Genomic DNA, 24,718 nt, shown 5'->3' on the forward strand with positions numbered 1-24,718 from the left:
TCCCTCCCCCTCGAGGGGAGGGTGGCCGCCCCGCAATTGATGAGGTTTTGAATGGCCGCACCCGGCGAGAATCTGCGAATCAATTCAGACCGTTTGTGGGATTCGCTGATGGAGATGGCGAAGATCGGCCCCGGCATTGCCGGCGGCAACAATCGCCAGACCGTGACCGACGAGGATGGCGAGGGACGGCACCTGTTCAAGCGCTGGTGCGATGCCGCGGGGCTCGAAATGGGCGTCGACGAGATGGGCACCATGTTTGCCCGCCGCGAAGGCACCGACCCCAGCCTGCCGCCGGTCTATGTCGGCAGCCATCTCGATACGCAGCCGACCGGCGGCAAATATGACGGCGTTCTCGGCGTTCTTGGCGGCCTGGAGATCGTGCGCTCGCTCAATGATCTCGACATCAAGACCAAACATCCGATCGTCGTCACCAACTGGACCAACGAGGAGGGCGCGCGCTTCGCGCCGGCCATGATGGCGTCCGGTGTGTTCGCTGGCGTGCTCGACCAGGCCGATGTCTACGAGCACACGGACAAGAACGGCAAGAAATTCGGCGAGGAACTGGAGCGCATCGGCTGGAAGGGCACCGAGAAGGTTGGTGATCGCAAGATCCACGCCTTCTTCGAACTGCATATCGAACAGGGGCCGATCCTCGAGGACGAGGACATCGACATCGGTGTCGTCACCCATGGCCAGGGCCTGAAATGGCTGCAGGTGACGCTGGCCGGCAAGGAGGCGCATACCGGCTCGACGCCGATGCCCAAGCGCCGCAATGCCGGGCTCGGGATGGCGCGGGTGATCGAATTGGTCCACGAGATCGCCATGGACTACCAGCCCGACGCCGTCGGCGCGGTCGGCCACATGGAGGTCTATCCCAACTCGCGCAACATCATCGCCGGGCGCACCGTCTTCACCATCGACATACGCTCGCCGGAAAAGGAAGTGCTTGACGCCATGGATGGCCGCATCCGCGAAGGCATCGACACGATCTGCGACGCGCTCGACATCCAGTACAAGATCGAGCAGGTCGGCGCTTTCGATCCGGTCACTTTCGACAAGGGCTGCGTCAAGGCGATCCGCGATGCGGCCGAGCGGCTTGGCTACACGCACCGCAACATCGTCTCGGGTGCCGGCCACGACGCCTGCTGGATCAACCGCGTCGCGCCGACCGCCATGGTGATGTGCCCTTGCGTGGATGGGTTAAGCCACAATGAGGCGGAAGAGATCACCAAGGAATGGGCAGCGGCCGGCGCCGACGTTCTGTTCCATGCGGTGGTGGAGACGGCCGTTATCGTTGAGTGAACTTAGAGATTTACCTTCAAACGCCGCTCACCAAGAAGCGGGAAGAGAAGAACAAGGGAACAGCAAAATGACCAAAGTCATCAAGAACGGCTCCATCGTCACCGCCGACCGAACCTGGAAGGCCGACGTGCTGATGCAGCACGGCAAGATCGTCGCCATCGGCTCGGACCTGCATGGCGACCATGAGTACGACGCCACCGGCTGCTATGTGATGCCGGGCGGCATCGACCCGCACACCCATCTCGAAATGCCGTTCATGGGCACCTATTCGGCCGATGATTTCGAATCCGGCACGCGTGCGGCGTTGGCCGGCGGCACCACCATGGTGGTCGACTTCTGCCTGCCGGCGCCGCAGCAATCGCTGCTCGAAGCCCTGCAGATGTGGGACAACAAGACCTCGAGGGCCTCCTGCGATTATTCGTTCCACATGGCGATCACCTGGTGGGGCAAGCAGGTGTTCGACGAGATGGCCACCGTGGTCGATAAGGGCATCACCTCGTTCAAGCACTTCATGGCGTACAAGGGCGCGCTGATGGTCGACGACGACGAGATGTACGCGTCGTTCCAGCGCTGCGCCGACCTCGGCGCGCTGCCGCTGGTGCATGCCGAGAATGGCGACGTGGTCGCGGCCCTGTCGCAGAAGCTGCTTGCCGCCGGCAATAATGGCCCCGAGGGACATGCCTATTCGCGCCCGCCGGAAGTGGAGGGTGAGGCGACCAACCGCGCCATCATGATCGCCGACATGGCGGGCGTGCCGCTCTATGTCGTGCATGTCTCGTGCGAACAGAGCCACGAGGCGATCCGCCGGGCACGCCAGAAAGGCATGCGGGTGTTCGGCGAGCCGCTGATCCAGCACCTGACGCTGGACGAGAGCGAGTATTTCGACAAGGACTGGGACCATGCGGCGCGCCGCGTGATGAGCCCGCCCTTCCGCAACAAACTGCACCAGGACTCGCTATGGGCCGGCCTGCAGGCCGGTTCGCTGCAAGTGGTGGCGACCGACCATTGCGCCTTCACCACCGACCAGAAGCGCTTCGGCGTCGGCAATTTCACCAAGATCCCCAACGGCACGGGTGGCCTTGAGGACCGGTTGCCGGTGCTGTGGACCAAAGGCGTCAATACCGGCCGGCTGACGATGAACGAGTTTGTCGCCGTGACCTCGACCAACATCGCCAAGATCCTCAACATGTATCCGAAGAAGGGCGCGATCGTCGAAGGCGCGGATGCCGACATCATCGTCTGGGACCCCCAGCGCAAGAAGAAGATTTCCGCCAAGAAGCAGCAATCCGTCATCGACTACAACGTCTTCGAAGGGGTCGAAGTGACCGGCCTGCCGCGCTTCGTGTTCTCGCGCGGCGAGCTGTCGGTCGAGGAGGCCGAGGTCAAGGCGAAGCCTGGCCATGGTGAGTTCGTCGGCCGCGAACCGAACGCGGCCGTCAACCGGGCGCTGTCGACCTGGAAGGAGATCACCGCGCCGCGCAAGGTCGAGCGGACAGGCATTCCGGCGACGGGTGTTTGAGGTGAGGTGCGCGGGGCTCTATCTCACCGCCGTTGTTGTTCTGGCAGCCGGCTCCGCCTCTGCGGCCGGCATCGACCTGTCCAAGCCTTATGGCAATAGGTCCGGCTGCATCAACAAGAACGGCCAGAAGGTCTATGCCGAAGACATGCTGCTGCTGACCGACACCGATTTTATCACCGCGACCAGCGCCTGCGCCTTCACCGGCAAACACGGTGAGGCCGATGGTTCGCTGACGGTCAAGGCTGAGTGCGAAGCCGAAGGCGAGGAGGGAAAGTCGCCGGCCACCTTCACGATCAAGCACAGCGCCAAGAATGCCAAGAAATTGGTGATCGCCGACGAGGACGGCAGCGTATACGGGGAAGTGTCTCGGTGCAGATGATTGCCGAGGTCGGCGCCGCCCCTCATCTGCCTGCCGGCATCTTCTCCCCGTATAGTGACGGGGAGAAGGGGGCCGAGTGCGATCTCGGTGCTCTTTCTGGCGACGCAGGCGATTGGCGGAATCCTTCGCGATGGCGTCCTTCTCCCCGTCACTCTACGGTGAGAAGTGCCCGGCAGGGCGATGAGGGGCAGCGCGGACCTGGAGCTATTGAGCCTCGGCCGGCCAACCCGCCAATACCGCCCTCAGGCGACGAGCGCGTCCAGTTCCGGCAGCAGGACGACGCTTTCCTGTTCGTTGGGATCGGTGCGGGCGATGACGGCCGAGGACGGCGCATTGCTCAGATTGGCCGGCAAATGCGGCACGCCTGCGGGAATGTAGAAAAGGTCGCCGGCCTTGACGACGATGTGATGCTCCAGCCGGTCGCCATACCAGGTATGGACCTCGCCGGAGAGCACGTAGATCGCCGTTTCATGGTTCTCGTGCAGATGCGCCTTGGCGCGGGCACCGGGCGGCATGGTGAGCACGTGCATGCAGATGCCGGAGGAGCCGACCGACTCGGTGGCTATGCCGGCGAAGTAGGTCAGGCCCTGCTTGCCTTCATAAGTGCTTTCAGGGCGGATAAGATGACAAGTCGGTTTAGGCGACATCGGGGAAACTCCGGGCGTCGACCGAGCGGGACAAACTCAGCAGGACTGGGGCCAATGGGACGGGTCGAGTGGAAAACAACATCACGATAAAAGCAATCGGTTTCGTGCGGCGGAAGGCAGGCAGCAACCGATGACGGGACCTTCGCCAGCCGTCGTTTCGGCAAGCAAACTGGGCCTCACCTTCCAGACCAATGACGGGCCGGTACAGGCGCTGTCCAATGTCGACCTGACCATCGGCAAGGGTGAGTTCGTCTCCTTCATCGGGCCTTCAGGTTGCGGCAAGACTACTTTGCTGCGCGTCATCGCCGATCTGGAAAAGCCCACTTCGGGGACGATCTCGGTCAATGGCATGACGCCGGAACAGGCGCGCGAGAGGCGTGCCTACGGCTATGTCTTCCAGGCCGCCGCCCTGTTTCCCTGGCGCACCATCGAGCGCAATGTCGGGCTGCCGCTGGAAATCATGGGCCTGTCCAAGACCGAGCAAGCGGAGCGGATCAAGCGCACGCTCGACCTCGTCAACCTCAGTGGCTTCGAGAAGAAATACCCCTGGCAGCTTTCCGGCGGCATGCAGCAGCGCGCCTCGATCGCGCGTGCGCTGGCCTTCGATGCCGACCTGTTGCTGATGGACGAGCCGTTCGGCGCGCTGGATGAGATCGTGCGCGACCACCTCAACGAGCAATTGCTGCAACTATGGGGACGGACGAACAAGACCATCTGCTTCGTTACCCATTCCATTCCGGAAGCCGTCTACCTGTCGACGCGCATCGTCGTCATGTCGCCGCGCCCGGGCCGGGTCAGCGACATCATCGAATCGACGCTGCCGAAAGAGCGGCCGCTCGACATCCGCGAGACGCCGGAGTTTCTGGCGATCGCGGCGCGGGTGCGCGATGGGTTGAGGGCAGGGCATAGTTATGATGATTGAGGGGAGCGACAAGCGCGCGGTCCATCGCGACTTCGTCATCCTAGGGCGGAGCAAGGAGCGAAGCGACGCGGCGCAGACCCTAGGATCCATGCCGTTACCTCAACGTTCCGCAGCGGTGCAGACCGATGCACCTTACGCTGTGCGTTCGAAGGCGAACACTCTCGACCGCTTATACCCCCCGGCCAACGTCACGGAATGGATCCTAGGGTCTGCGCGACGCTTCGCGTTGCTCCGCCCTAGGATGACGAAGGCGAAGGTGGTCGGCCTTCGCTTCGCTCCGGCCATCCTCTCCCCGTGGGGGAGAGGAGGAGGCCCCGCCCATGGATAGCTTCCGCTCCAAGATCATCCCCGTAACCTCCATCCTTCTGGGCGTGGTCGTGCTCTGGTACATCTTCGCCGTCATCCTCAACGCGCCCTTCCAGCGCGATCTCGACCGGCGTGCCAACGAAACCTCCACGTTCGGCGAACTCATCGGCAAGACGCTGTCGCAGCCCAAGCCGACGCTGCCGGCGCCGCATCAGGTGGCGGTGAATTTCTTCGAGAACACTTTTCTGCGGCCCATCACCTCAAACCGCAGTCTCGTCTACAACGCCTGGGTTACGCTGTCCTCGACGCTGCTCGGCTTCGCCTTCGGCACCGCACTCGGCATCGTCATCGCCGTCGGCATCGTCCATGTCGCGACGCTCGACCGCAGCCTGATGCCGTGGATCATCGCCTCGCAGACCATTCCGATCCTGGCGGTGGCGCCGATGATCATCGTCGTTCTGGCGGCAATCGGCATTACCGGACTGATCCCGAAGGCGATGATCTCGACCTATCTGTCGTTCTTCCCGGTAACCGTAGGCATGGTGAAGGGCCTGCGCTCGCCCGAGATCATGCATCTCGACCTGATGCACACCTACAATGCCAGCCGCGCGCAGACCTTCTGGAAACTGCGTGTGCCAGCCTCGGTGCCATTCCTGTTCACCTCGATGAAGGTCGCGGTGGCGGCAAGCCTGGTGGGCGCAATCGTCGGCGAACTGCCGACCGGCGCGGTCGCCGGTATCGGCGCCAAGCTGTTGGCCGGCGCCTATTACAGCCAGTCGATCGACATCTGGTCGGCGCTGGTCGCGGGCTCCATCGTGGCGGCACTGCTGGTGATGGTGGTTGGCATCGCCGGCCGCGTCGTCGACCGCGCCATGGGCGGGAGGCCGGCATGAACTGGCTGAAACCTTCCTGGCAGGCCGTGCTGGCGATCGTGCTGTGCCTGATCGCGATTGCGCTCGGCGCCATGTCGAAGCCGGAAGCGGCAGCGCTTGCCGATCCGACGGCCAGTATCGGCTACCCCTATCTCGGAATGAAGGGCTTGATGCTTGGCGTGGCCGTGCTGGCGGCGCTGATCTCAATGGTCAGGATTCCGCCCCTGGCGGAGGCCGTGGTGCTCTTCATAGGGGCCCATCTCGTCGCCTGGCTGCTGATATCGGGCATCGCAGGTTTCGAAGGGACGGCGCTGGCGCCGTATTTTCTTCTGCTCGCGGCTGCCTGGCTGCTTGGCTGGCGTTGTGTGGCGGTGCTTTCGGGGTTGCGGCCGACGGCAGGATGGGTCCGGACCGCACTGCGTCTGGTCATCCCCGCTATCTTCGGCGCCTGGATCCTGATCATCTGGGAAGCCGTCACACGCGGCGCCGGCATTCCTTTCATCCTGCTGCCGCCGCCGAGCGCCATCGGCGCGCGCATCGTCAGCTCGCTGCCGGTGCTCGGCGCCGATGTCCGGCAAACCATCTTCAAGGCGGTGCTCTTCGGCTATGTGGTGGGCAGCGGCGCTGGCTTCATCACCGCTGTTCTCGCCGACCGCGTACCGTTTCTGCGGCGTGGACTTCTGCCGATCGGCAATATGGTCTCGGCGCTGCCGATCATCGGCGTGGCGCCGATCATGGTCATGTGGTTCGGCTTCGACTGGCAATCCAAGGCGGCGGTGGTCATCATCATGACCTTCTTCCCGATGCTGGTGAATACGGTCGCCGGGCTCGCCGCGTCCGGCCATATGGAGCGCGACCTGATGCGCACCTATGCGTCGGGCTACTGGCCGACGCTCGTCAAGCTCAGGCTGCCGGCCGCCGCTCCCTTCATCTTCAACGCGCTGAAGATCAATTCGACGCTGGCGCTGATCGGCGCCATCGTCGCCGAGTTCTTCGGCACGCCCGTCGTCGGCATGGGATTCCGCATTTCGACCGAGGTCGGGCGGATGAACATCGACATGGTGTGGGCCGAAATCGCAGTTGCAGCACTTGCGGGTTCGGTCTTTTATGGCGTGGTCGCCCTTGTCGAAAGGGCCGTCACGTTTTGGCATCCCTCTGTCCGTGGTGGATAGGGGCGGTGGGTTTGGGCACTAACTTCAGAGGGTAAAAAAATGAAAAGACTTATTATTCCAGTTCTGGCCGGCGCGATGTCGCTGGCCGCGTTCCAGGCGATGGCCGCCGACAAGGTGACCTTGCAGCTGAAATGGGTCACGCAGGCGCAGTTTGCCGGCTACTATGTCGCCAAGGCCAAGGGTTTCTATGAGGCTGAAGGCCTCGACGTCGACATCAAGCCAGGCGGCCCCGACATCGCCCCCGAGCAAGTGATCGCCGGCGGCGGCGCCGACGTCATCGTCGACTGGATGGGCGGCGCGCTCGCCGCGCGCGAGAAGGGCGTGCCGCTGGTCAACATCGCCCAGCCGTTCAAGAAGGCCGGCATGGAGCTGGTCTGCCCGAAGGACGGCCCGATCAAGACCGAAGCCGACTTCAAGGGTCATACGCTCGGCGTCTGGTTCTTCGGCAACGAATATCCGTTCTACGCGTGGATGAACAAGCTTGGCCTCAAGACGGAGGGCGGCCCCGATGGCGTCACCGTGCTGAAGCAGAGCTTTGACGTGCAGCCGCTGATCCAGAAGCAGGCCGATTGCATCTCGGTCATGACCTACAATGAGTACTGGCAGCTGATCGACGCCGGCTACAAGCCCGAACAGCTGACCGTGTTCAACTACTCGGCCATGGGCAACGACCTGCTCGAGGACGGCCTCTATGCCTCGGAAGACAAGCTCAAGGATCCGGCTTTCGAGGACAAGATGGTGCGGTTCGTGCGCGCTTCGATGAAGGGATGGAAATACGCGGTCGACAACAATGACGAAGCCGCAAGCATCGTCATGGACGGCGGCGGCCAGGACGAGAACCACCAGAAGCGGATGATGAGCGAAGTCGCCAAGCTGATCGACAATGCCGACGGCAAGCTCGACCCGGCGACCTACGAACGCACCGCCAAGGCGCTGCTCGACCAGAAGATCATCACCAAGGAGCCGAAAGGCGCCTATACCACCGCCATCACCGACAAGGCGGTCAAGTAGGCCTCGCAGGCGCGATCAACAGCGCCTGAGACCGGGTCTGACTATCAAAGGGGCGGGCGACCGCCCCTTTTCCATGCGCTCCAATCACAAAACCGTGTGCGGGGATACATTGCGCCGTCCAGCCGTTGCATTGAAGCATGCGCGCGTCGGGGAGCCGCGACGCACGCTCTATCAATCGGAGGTCCTTCATGCGCGCTTACTCCTTCCTGCCGGCGCTATCGGCGCTCGCCATTTCCACCGCTTTCCTGTTCGCATCACCGGCCATGGCCGAGATGGTAAAATATAAGGCGACCCTCGATGGCGGCCAGCAGAGCCCAGCCGTCACCACGAAGGGCAAGGGGACGGCCACTCTCACCTTCGATACCACCAAGAAGAAGCTCAGCTGGAACGTGAAGTATTCCGGCCTCACCGGCCCGGCGACAGCGGCGCACATTCACGGCCCGGCGGCGGCGGGCGAGAATGCGCCTCCGGTGATCCCGTTCAAAGGCAAGCTCAAGAGCCCGATCAAGGGGTCGGCGACGCTGACCGATGCGCAGGCCGCTGACCTCGAGGCCGGCAAGTATTATGTCAATGTGCACACGGCGGCCAACAAGGACGGCGAGATTCGCGGCCAGATCGAAAAGGCGATGTAGAGCCGGAAGCGCGGCTAACGCTTGAAGGCCGGCGGGACAGCCCGCCCTTTGTCCTGCCGGTCCTTAAGCCCTGTCGCGTATCTGTGTCATCGTCCGGGTCGGGGTGATCGCTTCGGGATCGAGCCTGATCTCGACGATCGCCGGCTTGCCGCTGGTTCGCGCGCGCTCGAAGGCAGGCGCGAAATCAGCTGTCTTCTCCACCGTCTCGCCATGGCCGCCATAGGCGCGGGCAAGTGCTGCAAAATCAGGGTTCTTCAGATCGGTGCCGACGACGCGGCCGGGATATTCGCGTTCCTGGTGCATGCGGATGGTGCCGTAAATACCGTTGTTGACGAGAATGACGACGATCGGCAGGTCGTACTGCACGGCGGTGGCGAATTCCTGGCCGTTCATCAGGAAGCAGCCGTCGCCGGCGAAGGCGACCACGGTGCGCTCCGGATACAGCGCCTTGGCGGCGACCGCCGCCGGCGTGCCGTAGCCCATCGAGCCCGACGTCGGCGCTCCTTGCGTGGCGAAGCGGCGGAAGCGATGGAAGCGGTGTACCCAGGTTGCGTAATTTCCGGCGCCATTGGTGAGGATGGCATCGTCCGGCAGCACGTTTTCCAGGTAGTTCATGATAGGTCCCATCTGGACCGGGCCGGGACCGTTTTCAGGCGGAGTCGACCAGTCGAGATAGGCGGCATGCAGCTTGGCTGTTTCGGCCGCCCATGATGGCGTTCCGGCCGGCATGCGCTTGGTGAAAGCCTCGACGAAAGCCGCTGGCGAAGCATTGATCGCCAGGGTCGGACGGTAGACGCGGCCGAGTTCGCCGGCATCGGCATGGACATGCACCAGAGCTTGGTCGGGATAGGGGCTCTTCAGCAGCGTGTAGTCGGAAGAGGGCATCTCGCCCATGCGCCCGCCGATCAAGAGAACGACGTCGGCCTGCTTGATAGCCGTCGCCAGCTTCGGATTGATGCCGATGCCGACATCGCCGGCATAGTTTGGATGAAGATGGTCGAACAGCATCTGGCGGCGGAAGGAACAGCCGACAGGAAGCGACCAGGCCTCGGCGATCTCATGCATCCGCGCCACCGCGTCCGCGTTCCAGCGCGTGCCGCCAAGAATGACGAAGGGACGCTTCGCGCCGGCAAGCAGCATTTCCAGTGCGTCGAGTTCGGCCTCGCCGGGATAGGTTTCGACCGGCGTGTGCGGAAGTGCTTCCGGCGCGTCGACGACGCTGGTCAGCATATCCTCAGGCAGCGATATGACGACCGGGCCGGGGCGGCCCGACGTCGCCACGGCAAAGGCGCGCGTGACGAATTCGGGGATGCGCGAGGCGTCGTCGATCTCGACCACCCATTTGGCGATGTCGCCGAAGAACCTGACATAGTCCACTTCCTGGAACGCCTCGCGCTCCTTGGCGTGGCTGGCGACCTGGCCGATGAACAGGATGAGGGGAACCGAATCCTGCATGGCGATGTGGATGCCGGCCGAAGCGTTGGTGGCGCCGGGTCCGCGGGTGACGAAGCAGATGCCGGGCTTGCCGGTCAGCCGGCCCTGGCAGTCGGCCATCATGGCAGCACCGCCTTCCTGGCGGCAGACGATGGTGCGGATCGAGGAATCATGCAGCGCGTCAAGCACCGCAAGGTAGGATTCGCCCGGCACGCAGAACATACGGTCGGTGCCATTGGCTTCGAGGGCGTCGACGATCAGTTGTCCACCGGTCTTCATTTCCCAGACTTCTCCAGTTCGGCAAGGATTTCGTCAGTGTGCTCGCCAAGGCGCGGCGAGGGGCGTTCATAAGTAAGCGGTGTGCCCGACATCACCATCGGCGCGCGCACCGATGGCAGGCGGTTGCCATGGCCGTCGTCGAGGTCGAGCCGCATGCCGCGGGCAATGGTCTGCGGGTCGTCGAACATCTGGCCGATCGTGTTGATCGGGCTTGCCGGCACGCTGGCGGCTTCGAGCTTCGCCAGCAGCGGATCGCGATCAAAAATCTTCAGCGCCTCGATGATGCGTGCGCGAAGTTCCACGCGATTGGCGACGCGGGCCGGATTGGTGGTGAAATCGGGATTGGCCGGCAAATCGCCCAGCCCGACCGCGGCGCAGAATTTGGCGAACTGGCCGTCATTGCCGACAGCCAGGATGATGTGGCCGTCCCTGACCGGAAGCACTTCGTAGGGGGCAATGTTCATATGGGCATTGCCCATCTGCACCGGCGACTTGCCGGAAACGAGATAATTGAGGTTCTGGTTGCCGAGCGCCGAGATCTGGGTGTCGAACAGCGCCATGTCGATGTGCTGGCCTTCGCCGGTCTGTTCGGCATGGCGAAGTGCTGCCTGGATGGCGATGACCGAATAGAGGCCGGTGAAGATATCCGAGATGGCGACGCCGGCTTTCTGCGGCTCGCGGCCGGGCTCGCCGGTAATCGACATCATGCCGGCCATGGCCTGGATGATGAAATCGTAGCCCGCGCGAGGCGCATAAGGCCCATCCTGACCGAAACCGGTGATCGAGCAGTAGACGAGGCGAGGGTTGATTTCCTTCAGGCTGCCATGGTCGAGCCCGTATTTCTTCAGGCCGCCGAGCTTGAAGTTCTCGATCAGGACATCCGCCGTCGCGACCAGCCGGCGCACCGTCTCGGCGCCTTCGGGCGTCGAGAAATCGATGGCGATGGAGCGCTTGCCGCGATTGCAGGAATGGTAATAGGCGGCCGACAGGTTCTCGCCGTCGTGGCTCATGACGAAGGGCGGACCCCACTTGCGGGTGTCGTCGCCGCCGTCGGGGCTCTCGACCTTGATGACATCGGCGCCGAGATCGGCAAGCAACTGCCCGGCCCAGGGCCCGGCAAGAATGCGGGCGAGTTCGACGACGCGGACGCCTTTCAGCGGGGGTTCGGCCATAAATCACCGTGGTTGCTGCAATCATCCTGATCGCTGCGAAAGCAGAGCCTCTATCAAGCCCGGCGGCGGCTGTCACGGTTCTTGCGATGGGCCAAACCGTCAGGCTTTCAGGACAGCGTGCGCCCAGTTGGCGAAATCGTCCATGACGATGTCCCGGTTCACCTCGTTCAGGCTCTCGTGGCGGGTGTCGGCGTAAACCTTCGAAACCAGATTAGAAAAGCCCATCTTGCGCATGAGGTTCGCGAGGTGGGTGATGCCCTTGCCGTAGTCGGAAGCTGGGTCTTTCTCGCCGCCAACGATGGCGACGGGAAGGTCGCGCCGGATGCCGGCAAAGGCCGCATCCTTGCCGCCGTTCAGCGCCATCGCGACCACATCGCGCCACATCGATATGGAGGCATCCCAGCCGCAGAGCGGATCGGCGATGTATTTCGCGACCTCCGCCTCGTCGCGCGAAAGCCAGTCGAACAAGGTGCGATGGTCGGGGACCGCCTTGCCCCAGGCCTGGAAGGTGAGTTTCGGCAGCAGGCGCGACGGGACATCGGAGCCCAGCCGCATCCGTTCCCAGGCCAGGATGCCGAGCGCCACCTGGCCGAGCAAGCCTTGCGAGAAATTGCCGTTCCAGATGGCTGCGGCATGGATCCGATTCGAGTGCCGTAACAAGTAGTTCAGCGCCACGGACGCGCCCATCGAGTGGCCGAAAAGGATCACCGGCAGGTCAGGCTGCTCGCGGGCGATAAGATCGCGGATGGCGTCGACATCGGCGATCACCTTGGCCGGGCCGTCCTTGTCGGCGAATCTGCCGAGCGGCGCGTCGGGCGCCCTGGTCGTCCCATGGCCACGGTGATCATGGACATAGACATGGAAACCCCGAGCGGACAGGAAACCGGCGAAGCGGTCGTAGCGCCCGGCATGCTCGGCCAGGCCATGATTGATCTGGACCACCGCACGCGGAGAGCTGTCGGCCTGCCGGACGAACAGATTGAGGTCGGCGCCGGTCGGCGAGCGGACCACGCGCTGCTGGCTGAATGGCATGCCGGCTGGCCTCCCCCTGGTTCCGCCCTTGCAATGTCCAACGTGTGCGCCGGCGCCTGATTTGCGTCAATCGGGCCTGCCGGCTTTTCCGCGACGATCTTTCTTGCCACGAGCCCGCAAAATATCGCAATTCTGACATGGAGACAGTTTCAGTCTGTCGCCCACTTTCCAGCAGGGGAATCTCCATGCGCATTGCTGTTGTTTTCGGATTGGCCTTGCTGGCGGGGTCGCTGGCAGGCGCGGCGCATGCCGACGTCAAGATGAGCGGCACCTTCGTGGCCGACGCTGCCTGTCCCGCGACGCAGGCGATCAAGAACGCCAAGAACCCCGGCAATGTCTCGACCGATGCGGGCAAGACCTATCAATTGCTGGCCGGCAACAAGGACGCTCCGACCCACTACCTCATCCTGGTGCCGGGCGCCGATCCCGAGCGCCGTTGGGTGAAGGTCAGCTGCGGCCATCTCTCGGGCAGCAGTGCGGTGACCGCGCCGGCGGCACCGGGCGGGCAAGGCAAGCCGGCGGCCTCGGGAAAACCCGAATATGTTTTCGCGCTGAGCTGGCAGCCGGCCTTCTGCGAGACCAAGTCGAACAAGACCGAATGCAAGGCGCAAAGCCCTGGCGAATTCGACGCCACCAATTTCACGCTGCACGGCCTGTGGCCGCAGCCGAACGGCAATTTCTATTGCCAGGCTACTGCCAGCGACAAGGCCAATGACAATCCGGCTCACTGGCAGGACCTGCCACCGGTCAACCTCGATGCCGAGACCCGCGCCGAACTCGACAGGGTGATGCCGGGCACCGCCTCGAAGCTGGAACGGCATGAATGGATCAAGCACGGCACCTGCTATGGCAAAAGCCAGCAGGAGTATTTTTCCGACGCCCTTCATTTGATGCGTGAGGTCAACAGCTCGCCCGTGCGCGACCTCTTCGCCAAAAATATCGGCGGCAAGCTGACCGCGGACCAGATCCGCAGCGCCTTCGACCAGTCCTTCGGCGCGGGAGCAGGGGACCGGGTGCGTGTGTCCTGCCTTATCGATCCGTCGAGCGGCCGGCGGCTGATCGGGGAACTGACGCTTGGCCTTGCCGGCCCGATCGGTCCGAACAGCTCGCTCAAGGATCTGCTGCTGGCCTCCGTGCCGACCAACAAGGCCGGTTGCCCGACCGGCACGGTCGACGCGATCGGGTTCCAGTAACGCACGGGCACGGATTAGGCAGCCAGCCGGGCTTTCGCTTGCCGTGCCTGCTGTTATGTTGGCATGGCGGTGTTCATTCAGCGGGGGTTGCATGAGTGGCATGACGAGCAGCGCGCCGGCACGGCAGGGGAAATCGTAGCGACAAGGTTGGGTCTGGACTGACTTTGGCTAGATCTGCGCGGACCTGGTCCAGGCGATATCGGCGTCGGCTTCATGCCCGCCGGGTTCACCGACGACGCGGTCGCGTCCGGTCGATTTCGCCTTGTAAAGACGCTGGTCGGCGAGCGCGAACAGGTCGGCCAGGCACTGCGTCGTTTCGCTGACGGTGGAAACGCCGGCGCTGACGGTCAAATCGAACCGGCTGGTGGCGGCCGATGCCTTGAGCGCGGTGCGGACGCTTTCGCCGAAGAGCCTGGCGACGGAATGCGGACGCGAACTCAGGATCGCGAATTCCTCGCCGCCGATCCGGAACACCTGGTCCTCGACGCCTGCCGCCTCGCAAAGTACGGTTGCGACCGCCTTCAGCACCTTGTCGCCTTCGGCATGGCCGAAACGATCGTTGATCGACTTGAAGTGGTCGACGTCGACGATGAGCAGGCTGAGCGGCCTCGCCGTGCGCAGGCTGGACTGGACGGCGGCCTCGCCATCGGCATCGAAGCGTCCCCTGTGCAGCAGTCCGGTCAGGCCATCGCGGCCGACATGTTCGACCAGCGCCTCGTAGCGTTCGCGATAGGTCAAGGTCTCGAAGATGTCGGTCAGCCCACGCGGCATCTGGACATCCCGGACCTCGAACCATTTGAGATAGGCGACCAGCATGGCGCTGAAGGTCAGTGCTGCCGCCATCTTGGCGAACCAGCCGCCGAAGAAGACCGCGATCGGCGCGCCGGCAACGAAATGCAGCGCGGTGAAGAACCCCGCCTGATCGAAAGTCAGCACGCAGGCGACGCAAATCAGGATGCGTGCGAACCGCGCCTTGCGCAGGACGCGTCCAAGTTTCTCATAGAGCAGGATGATCAGGATGGCATCGACGAACAGCAGCGTCGTGCCCCAAACCATCAGCCAGCCCATCTCGTCGATGAAGCCGATATCGGGGAGCCGGCCATCGGGAAGCGGAGCGATGGCGTGCAGGCGCAGGAGCAGGACCAGACCGATCATCAGCGCATTGCCGAGCAGCAGGCCATAGATCGGCTGCCGCACTGTGGCGGCATCCTCCTTCATGTAGAGCAGAAGGAGCATCACCAGCTTGCCCGAAAACAGCACCGCCGAGCCCGGCGAGACCATGCCGAACGGCAGCGCGACGTAGAAGACGCTGGCGAGATAGGTTTCCAGGAAATGCATGACGCCGAGTGCGCAGATGAAGACGCCCAGGCCGATGCGCTTGCGGAAGCGGAAAAGCGTCACCATGACGCTGAAGTAGACGATCGCTTCGGCAAGGAGCAGGAAACTGTTCAGCAATGCCGTCGATCCGCTCTCTGTTCGAAATCGCGGCCAGCCAGCGATTCCACTCCGATCCTGTTTTGACGTGGAAGGGTTAACCGGAGATTTCCGCGCGCCATCGACCGGTTGAAAACCTGGCTGTCGGTGCACACTTGTCCGTGTGGTTGGCCTGATATGGCAAAAGCGATTGCCGTTCGGCGCCGCATCGCCTACATAGCGGCCAACCTCCATTCAATTCGACAAATCCAGTCATTTTTCAGGGAAAGCGCGCGTGGCACGCCAGTTCATCTATCACATGGCCGGCCTCAACAAGGCCTATGGCACCAAGAAGGTGCTCGAGAACGTTCATCTGTCCTTCTACCCGGACGCCAAGATCGGCATCCTGGGCCCAAACGGCGCCGGCAAGTCGACGATCCTCAAGATCATGGCCGGCATCGACAAGGACTGGAGCGGTGAGGCGTGGCTCGCCGAAGGCGCCACTGTCGGCTACCTGGCGCAGGAGCCGGCGCTCGATCCGGACAAGACCGTGTTCGAGAACATCATGGAAGGTGTCGCGGCCAAGACCGCCATCATCGAGCGTTACAACGAATTGATGATGAACTATTCCGACGAGACGGCCGACGAGTCGGCCAAGCTCCAGGACGAAATGGACCGGCTGAACCTGTGGGATCTCGAACAGCAGGTCGAGATGGCAATGGAAGCGCTGGGCTGCCCGCCAAAGGATGCCAACGTCACCAAGCTGTCGGGTGGCGAGCGCCGCCGCGTCGCGCTCTGCCAGCTGCTGCTGCGCCAGCCTGATCTTCTGCTGCTCGACGAACCGACCAACCATCTCGATGCCGAGACGACGGCATGGCTGGAAAAGCATCTGCGCGCCTATCCGGGCGCCGTGATGATCATCACCCACGACCGCTACTTCCTCGACAATGTCACCGGCTGGATTCTCGAACTCGATCGCGGACGCGGCATTCCTTATGAGGGCAACTACACCAAGTACCTCGAAGCCAAGGCCAAGCGCCTCAAGCAGGAAGGCCGCGAGGACGACGCCCGCCAGCGCGCCATCGGCCGCGAGCGCGAGTGGATCCAGTCGAGCCCGAAGGCTCGCCAGACCAAGTCCAAGGCGCGTATCCAGGCGTTCCAGGATCTGCTCGATGCAGCTGATAAGCGGCGGCCGACGGATACGCAGATCGTCATCCCGCATGGCGAGCGGCTCGGCAACGTGGTCATCGAGGTCGAGGGCCTGTCGAAAGGCTTCGGCGACACGCTGTTGATCGAAGGCCTCGAATTCAAGCTGCCGCCGGGTGGCATTGTCGGCGTCATCGGCCCGAACGGCGCCGGCAAGACGACATTGTTCCGCATGATCACCGGCCAGGAAAAGCCGGATGCGGGTTCTGTCCGCGTCGGCGAGACGGTCAAGCTCGGCTATGTCGACCAGAGCCGCGACGCGCTCGATCCGTCAAAGACCGTGTGGGAAGAAATCTCGGGCGGCGCCGAAGTGGTCAAGCTCGGCAAGTTCGAGGCCAACACCCGCGCTTATTGCGCGTCCTTCAACTTCCGCGGCGGCGACCAGCAGCAGAAGGTCGGCAACCTCTCCGGTGGTCAGCGCAACCGCGTGCACCTGGCCAAGATGCTGAAGACCGGCGGCAATGTTCTGCTGCTCGACGAACCGACCAACGATCTCGATACGGAAACGCTGGCGGCACTCGAAGACGCGCTGGAAAATTTCGGCGGCTGCGCGGTCATCATCTCGCACGATCGCATGTTCCTCGACCGTCTGGCGACGCACATCCTCGCCTTCGAGGGCGACAGCCACGTCGAATGGTTCGAGGGCAATTTCGAGGATTACGAGCAGGACAAGATCCGCCGGCTCGGGCCTGAAGCCGTCAACCCGCACCGCATGACCTACAAGAGGCTGACGCGGTAGGGGGGCACCGGGCGGCGAATTCTCAAGCTGACATGAGGAGCCCGGATGGCTGATTGGTCCGCCGCCCAGTATCTGAAATTCGAGGACGAGCGCACGCGGCCCGCGCGCGACTTGGCGGCACAGGTTCCGGTCGACTTTCCGCGCCGGGTTGTCGATATCGGCTGCGGGCCGGGCAATTCGACCGAACTTCTGGTCGAGCGCTGGCCGGATGCGCAAGTGAGCGGCTTCGACACGTCTCCCGACATGATCGAGAAGGCGAGGGCGCGGCTGCCCAATGTCAGCTTCGACCTCGCCGATGCGTCGACATGGCATTCGGTCGAGCCGGTCAACGTGATCTTCGCCAACGCCGTCTTCCAGTGGCTGCCGGAGCATCCGGCGGTGTTCCAGCGCCTGATGGGTTTTCTGGCCCCCGGCGGCGCGCTAGCCGTCCAGATGCCCGACAATATGGCCGAGGATTCGCATCGCCTGATGCGGGAGACCGCCGCCGAAGCGCCTTTCGCGGCAAAGATCAGGGATGCGGCCCGTGCGCCGCTGCCGCCGGTGTCGTTCTACTACGACCTGCTGTCGCCGCTCTCGGCTCGGCTCGACATCTGGCACACCATCTACAACCATCCGCTGGCCGATGCCGAGGCGATCGTCGAGTGGGTGAAGTCGACAGGGCTGAAGCCCTTCCTCGATCCGCTGGACGCGGATGAGCGCAAGCTGTTCCTCGACAGCTACACGGCCAAGATCGCCAAGGCCTATCCGAAGACCGCCGATGGCAAGGTGCTGCTGCGTTTCCCCCGCATTTTCATCGTCGCCAAGGGGGCGGGATAGGCTGGCGAGAACCTTGGTTTAAGCCGGCCTAAACCTTGGTTTAAGCCGGCGTAAACCGGCCGAGTGAGAAAAGTGTTGCGCCGAAACGTTTCGGCGCCCACATCAAGCCGCAACGCCCGCGGATGGACGGACTTAAACATGCATCGCGTCATCATCAGCGGCATCGGCGCTGAAATTCCCAAGCCTGTCATCACGAATGAGGAACTGGTCGCCAGCTTCAATGCCTGGGTCGACACCGAGAACGCGCGGCGCCAGGATACCGGCGAGACGCTGCTGCAGAAATCCGATGCCGACTTCATCGTTCATGCTTCAGGTGTGAAGTCCCGCCACGTGGTCGAGCGTGAAGGCATTCTCGACCCGACCCGCATGGCGCCGCGCATTCCGGCGCGTCCGGACGACGCGCTCTCGCTGCAGGCGGAATTCGGCATCGCTTCGGCTGGGAAGGCGATCGAGCACGCCGGGGTCGATGCGTCGGATGTCGATCTGGTGATCTGCTCGTCCTCGCATCAGCAGAGGCCATATCCGGCGATCGCCATCGAAATGCAGGAGGCGCTGGGCACGAGGGGCGCGGGTTTCGACATGGGGCTTGGCTGTTCATCGGCCGCGGCTGCGCTGCACATGGCGGTCAATCTGGTGCGCTCGGGCGCGCACAAGCGCATCCTGGTGACGACGCCGGAAATCATCACCGGCCATCTCAATTTCCGCGACCGGCAGACGCATTTCATCTTCGGGGACGCTTCGGTGTCGATGGTGGTGGAGGGGCTTGCCCAGGGTGAGAGGCGGCCGGGCCGCTTCGAGGTGCTGGACACGCGAATCTGGACGCAGATGTCGAACAACATCCGCACCAATCTCGGCTATCATACCCGCACCGCTCAGGACGATCCCTACAGGATCGACCTGGAAGGCAACCTCATCAAGCAGGTCGGCAACAAGGTGTTCAAGGAAGTCACCGTCGCCGGGCACAAATTCATCGTCGAATTCCTCGCCGAACACGGGCTGACGCCGCAGGCGGTGCGGCGCTTCTGGCTGCACCAGGCCAATGCGCGCATGAATGCGATGATCCTGAAACTGGCGTTCGGCCACGATGTCGGCCATGACCGCGCGCCGATGGTGCTGGAACGACTGGGCAACACCGCCGGCGCGGGAGCCATCATCGCGCTGTCGGAGAACCATGCCGACATGAAACCGGGCGATCACGGCCTGATCTGCGCCTTCGGTGCGGGATATTCGATCGGTGGCGCGCTGCTGAGAATGCTCTGAGGTGATGCCGCGCTAGGCCGGCGTGAAGGGAACCAGCATCGGCACCCGCCTGGCGTAATCGTCATAGGCGGGTCCGAGTTCGTCGCGCAGGAAACGCTCCTCCAGCCTCGCCTTGATGACGACGCCGATGATGAGCAGGGCCGTACCTGCAATGCCCCAGACCGTGCCCTTTGCCGTCATGGTGGCAAGCACAGCCAGCAGCAGCCCGGTATAGATTGGATGCCGCACCAGGCGATAGGGGCCGGTGTCGACCACGCGATGATCCGCCTTGGCTGTGACCGTGGCGGACCACAACCGCCCGAGATGGATGCGCGCCCACCACGCGAAGCCGATGCCAACCGCGATCAGGGCAACGCAGGCCCAGGCTTCGGCAAGGGTCGGCGTCCATAATCTCAGCCTGCCTTCATAGCCGTGCGCTGGAACGAACAGCAGGACGGTGCCGGCCAGCCAGAAGACGCGATAGCGGGCCTCCGCCCCGATGGTGGCGCGCTTTTGGGCTGGATCGGCCCAGGATGCAGCGACGATCCAGGATACCACCCAGAACAGCCAGAGCGCTGCGATGGCCTGTCCAACCTGCATGCGAACCTCCTCCTCCCGACTGGCGCCGAATATATATAGGCGGCGCGGCGGCAATGGGACGCGCTCGCTGCAACATGACGGCATTTCCGGTAATAACGTCGTGATCGGCATCAAACGCAGTGATCGGATCATCAGCGCTTTAAACTGGACCGTATTGTCCGAGGCCTCTAGACCAGCAGCATGCAGGAAACAAACCTAGAACTTTTTCCAACTGCCGAGCCCACGATCGACATCGTCCCGGGCCGCAAGCTGACGGCAAAGGCAGTGGCGCTCTATGCCGCTCCGTCCGATCATTTCGAGACGAAAGCCGTCGAGGAATTGCATCTTGGCTTCGACGGAATCGCGAATGACTTCCATTCCGGAACGACGCGGCGTTCCGGTGGGCGCGAGCCTTGGTATCCGCGCGGCACGGAGATGCGCAACGAGCGGCAATTGTCGCTGGTCGCCGCGGACGAGCTTTCGATCGTCGCCGAGCGCATGGGCCTGGAGGAGATCAAGCCGGAATGGATCGGCGCCAATATGCTGATCGGGGGCGTGCCACGTCTGTCGATGCTGCCGGCCGGCTCACTGATGTTCTTCCAAGGGGGCGTGACGATCAAAATCGACGCGCAGAACAAGCCGTGCCGGGTCGCCGGGCAATCCATCGCCACGCATGCCCATGCATCGGATCGCGATGCAGCCGCGCTGCTCTTCCCGCAGACGGCGAAGCGGCTGCGTGGCCTTGTCGCCTGGGTTGAAAAACCCGGCGTGGTCAGGGTCGGCGAAGAGATTTCGGTGCGTGTGCCGGAGCAATGGATTTACAAGGCATAGCTACGCCGCCCGTAGGCGGCGCAGCTACTACGTTGGGCGTCAGCCCTTGCGGTTCTTGTTGACGCCTTGCGCCATGACGGAGACGTGGTCCCACTTGTCCCAGGTGGCGAGGCGGTTGGCGTATTCCTGGCGTATCATCGGCAGGCCGCCATCGCCGAAGAACACCCTCAGCGGCGGCTCTGCCGCATCGACGATGGCCAGCATCGCCGGCCCGGTCGCCTCGGGATCGCCAGCAACCGAGTTGGCGCGGCGCTCGGCCATCTTGGCGCGGGCGGGCGCATAGGCCTCGATCGGCTTGGAGACCTTGGCCGATGCTCCCGACCAGTCGGTGGAGAAGCCGCCCGGCTCGACCAGCGTGACATGGATGCCGAATTCCGCGACCTCGATGCTGAGCGACTGGCTGAAGGCTTCCAGCGCCCATTTCGAGGCATGGTAGAGGCCGAGCGAGGCAAAGGCATTGACGCCGCCGATCGACGAGATCTGGATGATGTGGCCGGAGCGCTGCGCCCGCATGATCGGCAGGACAGCCTGGGTAACCCACAGTGCGCCGAACACATTGGTCTCGATCTGGTCGCGGGCTTCCTGTTCGCTGACTTCCTCGATGGCGCCGAAATGGCCGTAGCCGGCATTGTTGATGACGACGTCGAGCCGGCCAAAGCGCTTGTGCGCCTCGGCGACAGCGGCATCGACGGCTTTCTTGTCGGTGACGTCGAGCTTTATGGCGGCGATGTTGTCGCCGTATCTATCGACGAGATCGGCGAGCGTGCCGGCGTCGCGAGCGGTCGCTGCAACGCGGTCGCCACGCGCCAGTGCGGCCTCGGCCCAGACGCGGCCAAAGCCCTTCGACGATCCGGTGATGAACCAAACCTTAGATGTCATGATGTGGAATCCTTGCCCCTGCGGGCGCAATTTCTGGATGGAAGCGGAGGCTTCTCCGCTTTCGGGCATATACGGCCTGTTCCGTGATTTTCCAGAGGCGAGGGGGAATCTTTTTGAACAAGACGCAGAGCGCCATCTCCCCGGCAGTGGCGTCATTCCTCCTCGTCGTCGGCGTCGAGCAGGCGCGTGGCGCGCCAGCGCGTGAGCATGGTGTTGGTTTGCTCGATGACGAAGAAACGGGCGGAGTCGCGGTCATACCCCTCGGCCAGCAGCTTTTCGTAATCGGTGTGCATGTGGCGGATGTGGGCGATTGTCGCCAGCCATACCGCGATCGTCGGCGGCAAGGTTTTCATATGGACCGAGCCGGCGTCGGTGCGGATCTTCTCCATGTCGGCATAGGGCGCCAGCGGCAGAAGTGCTGTCAAAGCCTTGGCTATGGCGCGGCGGCGGCCGGTGGGCGCGGTCATTGCTCCCCGCGCCCCTCAACGGTCGCCTCGGCAAAGGCATCGGTCGAGGCGAAATATGGTTTGATGTCGATGACCGGCGTGCCGTCGAGCACGTCGATGGCGTCGAGGCCGATGCGCCCGGTGCCGATGTCCAATCCGACGAGTTTGGCCATGTGCAGGCCGACCGGGTTCGGCCGGGCAGGGGAGCGCAGGCCGAACACGCCTTTCGCTTCAGCCGCATGGCGGGGTTTTTGCACAATCAGATTCCGCGGCGCGTGGTGCAGCCAGGACAGAATGATGACGTGGCTGGCGCGCTCCAGCCCGCGCAGGCCCGCACGATAGGGCGCATCGATGGTCAGCACCGCGGACCGTCCTGCCTCGCGCGCCGCGCGCATGTTCTTCGGGCAGCTATCCCGGGTGGTCCACGGCGAGGCAATGCGGCCGATGAAGACGATGCCGGCGTCCGGCGGCATCAAGGCCGGATCCTGGTCCAGTCTCTGCTCGCCTTCGCGAGCTTCGAACATCTCACGCGGTTCGGTCATTGCCTGTCTCTGTGCTGGTGCATGCCATTGTCTCAAAACCGCTAGACGTTTCGGGCTGACCCGGACCGGGAAATTACGCATGCGGCATTTTCTGGTCCGGAAGCGACATAGCGCTTGCAAGGTCGCCGAATTCGACATAAACATATGTTTATATCTTTTTCAAAGAGAATACGCTGATGCATGTCTCGCTCGACACCATGGTGGATACGCTGAAGGCGGCGGCCGAATCCAGCCGCCTGCGGATATTGGCATTGTTGTCGCGTGGCGACCTCACCGTTTCCGACCTTACCGAAATTCTCGGCCAGTCGCAGCCGCGTGTCTCGCGCCACCTGAAGCTGCTGCTCGAGGCGGGGCTGATTGGCCGCTACCAGGAAGGGTCGTGGGCCTTCTTCCGCCTGTCGGACGCCGATTCGGCGCGAGACTTCGTGATGAGGCTGGTTGCCGGCATTCGCGGCGCCGATCCGCAGGTCGAGCGCGATCTGGAGCGACTGACCTCGGTCAAGCGCAAGCGCCAGGACCGCGCCACCGCGTATTTTTCGCAGAACGCCGCAAGCTGGGATCATATCCGCTCGCTGCATGTGCCCGACCGTGCGGTGGAGGCCGCGGTGCTGAAGCTGGTCGGCAAGCGGCCGTTCCAGTCCATGCTCGACCTTGGAACCGGCACCGGGCGGCTGCTCGAAATCTTCTCGCCGCTCTACCGGCGGGGGATCGGCATCGACATGTCGCGAGAGATGCTGACCGTGGCGCGCGCCAATCTCGACAAGGCCGGCGTTTCGAATGCGCAGGTGCGGCAGGGCGATATCTTTTCGCCGCCTGTCGAGCGCGATGCCTTCGATCTCGTCACCATCCACCAGGTGCTGCACTATCTCGACGATCCAGCCCGCGCCATCCATGAGGCGGCGCGGCTGCTTCGCCCGGCCGGCCGTCTCGTCATCGTCGATTTCGCGCCGCACACACTGGAATTCCTGCGCGACGAGCACGCGCATATGCGGCTGGGCTTTTCCGACCGGCAGATCGGAGAATGGTTCTCCGAAGCCGGCCTCGATCTCGAGGATGCCCAGGAGTTCGAACCGCGCGGCGGCAACGAGGCCAGGCTCACCGTCAAGCTTTGGCTTGGCCGCGACCGGCGCCTGTTGATCGCCGATCCTGCCAATGCCAGCCAGCAGACCAGAGTGAGCTCGATAGGGGAAATCGCCTGATGAACCAGTTTCGTTTTTCCCGCCGGCCCGATATCGGCGACAAGGTCAGGGTTTCGTTCGAGTTCTTCCCGCCGAAGAACGACGAGATGGAGGCAAGACTGTGGGATACGGTCACAAGGCTCGAGCCGCTGCAGCCGAAATTCGTCTCGGTGACCTATGGCGCCGGCGGTTCGACGCGTGAGCGCACGGCGCGCACCATCGGCCGTATCCTGAAGGAGACCAGCCTGACGCCGGCCGCGCACATGACTTGCGTCGACGCCGCTCGCCATCAGGTCGACGCCGTGATCCAGGAATTCACCGACATGGGCGTGAAGCGCTTCGTCGCCTTGCGCGGCGATCCGGCGGAAGGCGTCGGCGCCGCCTACCGGCCGCATCCGGACGGCTACGCCAACGGCGCCGAGCTGGTCGGGGCGCTGAAGGACGCCGGCGATTTCGACATCTCGGTTTCGGCCTATCCGGAAAAGCATCCGGAAAGCCCTGACTTCGCCACCGACATCGACATGCTGAAGCGCAAGGTCGACAACGGCGCGACGCGGGCGATCACCCAGTTCTTCTTCGACAACGATCTCTACGAACGTTACGTCGAGCGCGCGCGCCGCGCCGGCATCTACATCCCGATCGTTCCGGGCATCCTGCCGGTGCACAATTTCACCCAGGTCGCCAATTTCTCGGCGCGCTGCGGCGCGCTGGTGCCGGCATGGCTGGCCGAGCGTTTCGACGGCCTGCAGAACGACCCTCAGACGCATGCGCTGGTGGCATCCGCCGTGGCCGCCGAGCAGGTTCTGGACCTGGTCGAGCGCGGCGTGGGCGATTTCCACTTCTACACAATGAACCGGGCCGACCTCGTCTTCGCGGTCTGCCATATGATCGGCATCCGCTCGCATGAGGTGGCGGGCTCCGCTGCTGCCTGAGGGTCAGTCAGGTAAGCAAAAGGCCGGGTAAAAACCCGGCCTTTCG

The 24,718-nt window shown here is 63.5% G+C and carries 24 protein-coding genes; 15 read left to right on the plus strand and 9 right to left on the minus strand.

Features of this window, described 5'->3' with window-relative positions; translation table 11 throughout:
* Positions 1-51 precede the first annotated feature (51 nt).
* From FJW04_RS12950 to FJW04_RS12960, 3 genes are all read left to right on the plus strand, one after another.
* Positions 52-1,302, plus strand: a complete 1,251-nt coding sequence (locus tag FJW04_RS12950; RefSeq protein ID WP_015317157.1) for a Zn-dependent hydrolase — start codon at positions 52-54, stop codon at positions 1,300-1,302.
* A 67-nt stretch (positions 1,303-1,369) separates the two neighbouring features.
* On the plus strand, positions 1,370-2,821 hold the full coding sequence (gene hydA / locus FJW04_RS12955; protein ID WP_140714529.1) for a dihydropyrimidinase: 1,452 nt from the start codon (positions 1,370-1,372) through the stop codon (positions 2,819-2,821).
* Positions 2,814-3,200: a hypothetical protein gene (locus tag FJW04_RS12960; protein ID WP_246673815.1), complete on the plus strand. Its 387-nt coding sequence runs from the start codon at positions 2,814-2,816 to the stop codon at positions 3,198-3,200. Before hydA ends, FJW04_RS12960 begins: the two co-directional genes overlap by 8 nt.
* 242 nt (positions 3,201-3,442) lie before the next feature.
* Here the strand turns inward: FJW04_RS12960 and FJW04_RS12970 are convergent, their stop codons facing one another.
* Complete coding sequence (locus FJW04_RS12970) at positions 3,443-3,847, minus strand: cupin domain-containing protein (RefSeq protein ID WP_015317160.1); 405 nt, start codon at positions 3,845-3,847, stop codon at positions 3,443-3,445.
* 130 nt (positions 3,848-3,977) lie between these two features.
* On the opposite strand from FJW04_RS12970, the gene FJW04_RS12975 reads away from it, so the two are divergent.
* The 5 genes from FJW04_RS12975 (at position 3,978) to FJW04_RS12995 (ending at position 8,762) form a co-directional block, all read left to right on the plus strand.
* Complete coding sequence (locus FJW04_RS12975) at positions 3,978-4,769, plus strand: ABC transporter ATP-binding protein (protein WP_015317161.1); 792 nt, start codon at positions 3,978-3,980, stop codon at positions 4,767-4,769.
* A gap of 320 nt (positions 4,770-5,089) precedes the next feature.
* A complete protein-coding gene (locus FJW04_RS12980) occupies positions 5,090-5,968 on the plus strand; it encodes an ABC transporter permease (protein ID WP_015317163.1) in 879 nt (292 codons plus the stop codon).
* Positions 5,965-7,119: an ABC transporter permease gene (locus tag FJW04_RS12985; protein WP_015317164.1), complete on the plus strand. Its 1,155-nt coding sequence runs from the start codon at positions 5,965-5,967 to the stop codon at positions 7,117-7,119. The genes FJW04_RS12980 and FJW04_RS12985 overlap by 4 nt, the downstream gene beginning before the upstream one ends.
* 39 nt (positions 7,120-7,158) lie before the next feature.
* The gene (locus tag FJW04_RS12990; RefSeq protein ID WP_015317165.1) at positions 7,159-8,130 is read left to right on the plus strand and encodes an ABC transporter substrate-binding protein; all 972 of its coding nucleotides are present in this window, start codon (positions 7,159-7,161) and stop codon (positions 8,128-8,130) included.
* A 188-nt stretch (positions 8,131-8,318) separates the two neighbouring features.
* The gene (locus tag FJW04_RS12995; protein WP_140714531.1) at positions 8,319-8,762 is read left to right on the plus strand and encodes a CHRD domain-containing protein; all 444 of its coding nucleotides are present in this window, start codon (positions 8,319-8,321) and stop codon (positions 8,760-8,762) included.
* 63 nt (positions 8,763-8,825) lie between these two features.
* On the opposite strand, the gene FJW04_RS13000 is transcribed toward FJW04_RS12995, so the two are convergent.
* The 3 genes from FJW04_RS13000 to FJW04_RS13010 all read right to left on the minus strand — a co-directional run bounded on the left by FJW04_RS13000 (position 8,826) and on the right by FJW04_RS13010 (position 12,679).
* Positions 8,826-10,475, minus strand: a complete 1,650-nt coding sequence (locus FJW04_RS13000; RefSeq protein WP_140714533.1) for a thiamine pyrophosphate-binding protein — start codon at positions 10,473-10,475, stop codon at positions 8,826-8,828.
* Positions 10,472-11,647, minus strand: coding sequence for a CaiB/BaiF CoA-transferase family protein (locus FJW04_RS13005; protein ID WP_015317168.1), 1,176 nt, complete (start codon positions 11,645-11,647; stop codon positions 10,472-10,474). Before FJW04_RS13005 ends, FJW04_RS13000 begins: the two co-directional genes overlap by 4 nt.
* 99 nt (positions 11,648-11,746) lie before the next feature.
* Positions 11,747-12,679: an alpha/beta hydrolase gene (locus FJW04_RS13010; protein WP_140714535.1), complete on the minus strand. Its 933-nt coding sequence runs from the start codon at positions 12,677-12,679 to the stop codon at positions 11,747-11,749.
* 185 nt (positions 12,680-12,864) lie between these two features.
* Here FJW04_RS13010 and FJW04_RS13015 point away from each other — a divergent pair, with 185 nt between their 5' ends.
* Positions 12,865-13,872: a ribonuclease gene (locus tag FJW04_RS13015; RefSeq protein WP_140615578.1), complete on the plus strand. Its 1,008-nt coding sequence runs from the start codon at positions 12,865-12,867 to the stop codon at positions 13,870-13,872.
* Between the two features lie 168 nt (positions 13,873-14,040).
* Here the strand turns inward: FJW04_RS13015 and FJW04_RS13020 are convergent, their stop codons facing one another.
* Positions 14,041-15,327: a GGDEF domain-containing protein gene (locus tag FJW04_RS13020; protein ID WP_140615580.1), complete on the minus strand. Its 1,287-nt coding sequence runs from the start codon at positions 15,325-15,327 to the stop codon at positions 14,041-14,043.
* A gap of 253 nt (positions 15,328-15,580) precedes the next feature.
* Here FJW04_RS13020 and ettA point away from each other — a divergent pair, with 253 nt between their 5' ends.
* From ettA to FJW04_RS13035, 3 genes are all read left to right on the plus strand, one after another.
* Positions 15,581-17,230 (plus strand): energy-dependent translational throttle protein EttA, encoded by a 1,650-nt coding sequence (gene ettA / locus FJW04_RS13025; protein ID WP_015317172.1) that lies wholly within the window; start codon positions 15,581-15,583, stop codon positions 17,228-17,230.
* A 45-nt stretch (positions 17,231-17,275) separates the two neighbouring features.
* Positions 17,276-18,046, plus strand: coding sequence for a trans-aconitate 2-methyltransferase (gene tam, locus FJW04_RS13030; RefSeq protein ID WP_140714537.1), 771 nt, complete (start codon positions 17,276-17,278; stop codon positions 18,044-18,046).
* A 138-nt stretch (positions 18,047-18,184) separates the two neighbouring features.
* Positions 18,185-19,306, plus strand: coding sequence for a beta-ketoacyl-ACP synthase III (locus FJW04_RS13035; RefSeq protein WP_140714539.1), 1,122 nt, complete (start codon positions 18,185-18,187; stop codon positions 19,304-19,306).
* A 12-nt stretch (positions 19,307-19,318) separates the two neighbouring features.
* Here FJW04_RS13035 and FJW04_RS13040 read toward each other — a convergent pair whose 3' ends face one another.
* On the minus strand, positions 19,319-19,885 hold the full coding sequence (locus FJW04_RS13040) for an isoprenylcysteine carboxylmethyltransferase family protein (protein WP_140714541.1): 567 nt from the start codon (positions 19,883-19,885) through the stop codon (positions 19,319-19,321).
* Between the two features lie 180 nt (positions 19,886-20,065).
* Here FJW04_RS13040 and FJW04_RS13045 point away from each other — a divergent pair, with 180 nt between their 5' ends.
* Complete coding sequence (locus tag FJW04_RS13045) at positions 20,066-20,695, plus strand: MOSC domain-containing protein (protein WP_140714543.1); 630 nt, start codon at positions 20,066-20,068, stop codon at positions 20,693-20,695.
* Between the two features lie 39 nt (positions 20,696-20,734).
* On the opposite strand, the gene FJW04_RS13050 is transcribed toward FJW04_RS13045, so the two are convergent.
* The 3 genes from FJW04_RS13050 to tsaA all read right to left on the minus strand — a co-directional run bounded on the left by FJW04_RS13050 (position 20,735) and on the right by tsaA (position 22,562).
* Positions 20,735-21,574, minus strand: coding sequence for an SDR family oxidoreductase (locus FJW04_RS13050; RefSeq protein WP_140714545.1), 840 nt, complete (start codon positions 21,572-21,574; stop codon positions 20,735-20,737).
* A gap of 152 nt (positions 21,575-21,726) precedes the next feature.
* Entirely contained in the window at positions 21,727-22,041 is a 315-nt protein-coding gene (locus FJW04_RS13055; RefSeq protein ID WP_140714547.1) for a DUF2293 domain-containing protein, read from the minus strand.
* Positions 22,038-22,562 (minus strand): tRNA (N6-threonylcarbamoyladenosine(37)-N6)-methyltransferase TrmO, encoded by a 525-nt coding sequence (tsaA, locus tag FJW04_RS13060; RefSeq protein ID WP_140714549.1) that lies wholly within the window; start codon positions 22,560-22,562, stop codon positions 22,038-22,040. Before tsaA ends, FJW04_RS13055 begins: the two co-directional genes overlap by 4 nt.
* Positions 22,563-22,738: 176 nt before the next feature.
* On the opposite strand from tsaA, the gene FJW04_RS13065 reads away from it, so the two are divergent.
* Both FJW04_RS13065 and metF read left to right on the plus strand, forming a co-directional pair.
* A complete protein-coding gene (locus FJW04_RS13065) occupies positions 22,739-23,761 on the plus strand; it encodes a metalloregulator ArsR/SmtB family transcription factor (protein ID WP_140714551.1) in 1,023 nt (340 codons plus the stop codon).
* A complete protein-coding gene (metF, locus tag FJW04_RS13070; protein WP_023769638.1) occupies positions 23,761-24,672 on the plus strand; it encodes a methylenetetrahydrofolate reductase [NAD(P)H] in 912 nt (303 codons plus the stop codon). The genes FJW04_RS13065 and metF overlap by 1 nt, the downstream gene beginning before the upstream one ends.
* Positions 24,673-24,718 lie beyond the last annotated feature (46 nt).

Source organism: Mesorhizobium sp. B2-7-3, assembly GCF_006440715.1.
In the GTDB taxonomy this organism is placed as follows: Bacteria; Pseudomonadota; Alphaproteobacteria; order Rhizobiales; family Rhizobiaceae; genus Mesorhizobium; species Mesorhizobium australicum.

Bases quoted from the DNA above. Each gene is read 5' to 3' on its own strand.
- FJW04_RS12950 (WP_015317157.1), top strand. From the start codon at position 52: ATGGCCGCACCCGGCGAGAATCTGCGAATCAATTCAGACCGTTTGTGG.
- hydA (WP_140714529.1), top strand. From the start codon at position 1,370: ATGACCAAAGTCATCAAGAACGGCTCCATCGTCACCGCCGACCGAACC.
- FJW04_RS12970 (WP_015317160.1), bottom strand. From the start codon at position 3,847: ATGTCGCCTAAACCGACTTGTCATCTTATCCGCCCTGAAAGCACTTAT.
- FJW04_RS12975 (WP_015317161.1), top strand. From the start codon at position 3,978: ATGACGGGACCTTCGCCAGCCGTCGTTTCGGCAAGCAAACTGGGCCTC.
- FJW04_RS12980 (WP_015317163.1), top strand. From the start codon at position 5,090: ATGGATAGCTTCCGCTCCAAGATCATCCCCGTAACCTCCATCCTTCTG.
- FJW04_RS12985 (WP_015317164.1), top strand. From the start codon at position 5,965: ATGAACTGGCTGAAACCTTCCTGGCAGGCCGTGCTGGCGATCGTGCTG.
- FJW04_RS12990 (WP_015317165.1), top strand. From the start codon at position 7,159: ATGAAAAGACTTATTATTCCAGTTCTGGCCGGCGCGATGTCGCTGGCC.
- FJW04_RS12995 (WP_140714531.1), top strand. From the start codon at position 8,319: ATGCGCGCTTACTCCTTCCTGCCGGCGCTATCGGCGCTCGCCATTTCC.
- FJW04_RS13000 (WP_140714533.1), bottom strand. From the start codon at position 10,475: ATGAAGACCGGTGGACAACTGATCGTCGACGCCCTCGAAGCCAATGGC.
- FJW04_RS13005 (WP_015317168.1), bottom strand. From the start codon at position 11,647: ATGGCCGAACCCCCGCTGAAAGGCGTCCGCGTCGTCGAACTCGCCCGC.
- FJW04_RS13010 (WP_140714535.1), bottom strand. From the start codon at position 12,679: ATGCCATTCAGCCAGCAGCGCGTGGTCCGCTCGCCGACCGGCGCCGAC.
- FJW04_RS13015 (WP_140615578.1), top strand. From the start codon at position 12,865: ATGCGCATTGCTGTTGTTTTCGGATTGGCCTTGCTGGCGGGGTCGCTG.
- tam (WP_140714537.1), top strand. From the start codon at position 17,276: ATGGCTGATTGGTCCGCCGCCCAGTATCTGAAATTCGAGGACGAGCGC.
- FJW04_RS13035 (WP_140714539.1), top strand. From the start codon at position 18,185: ATGCATCGCGTCATCATCAGCGGCATCGGCGCTGAAATTCCCAAGCCT.
- FJW04_RS13040 (WP_140714541.1), bottom strand. From the start codon at position 19,885: ATGCAGGTTGGACAGGCCATCGCAGCGCTCTGGCTGTTCTGGGTGGTA.
- FJW04_RS13045 (WP_140714543.1), top strand. From the start codon at position 20,066: ATGCAGGAAACAAACCTAGAACTTTTTCCAACTGCCGAGCCCACGATC.
- FJW04_RS13050 (WP_140714545.1), bottom strand. From the start codon at position 21,574: ATGACATCTAAGGTTTGGTTCATCACCGGATCGTCGAAGGGCTTTGGC.
- FJW04_RS13055 (WP_140714547.1), bottom strand. From the start codon at position 22,041: ATGACCGCGCCCACCGGCCGCCGCCGCGCCATAGCCAAGGCTTTGACA.
- tsaA (WP_140714549.1), bottom strand. From the start codon at position 22,562: ATGACCGAACCGCGTGAGATGTTCGAAGCTCGCGAAGGCGAGCAGAGA.
- FJW04_RS13065 (WP_140714551.1), top strand. From the start codon at position 22,739: ATGCATGTCTCGCTCGACACCATGGTGGATACGCTGAAGGCGGCGGCC.
- metF (WP_023769638.1), top strand. From the start codon at position 23,761: ATGAACCAGTTTCGTTTTTCCCGCCGGCCCGATATCGGCGACAAGGTC.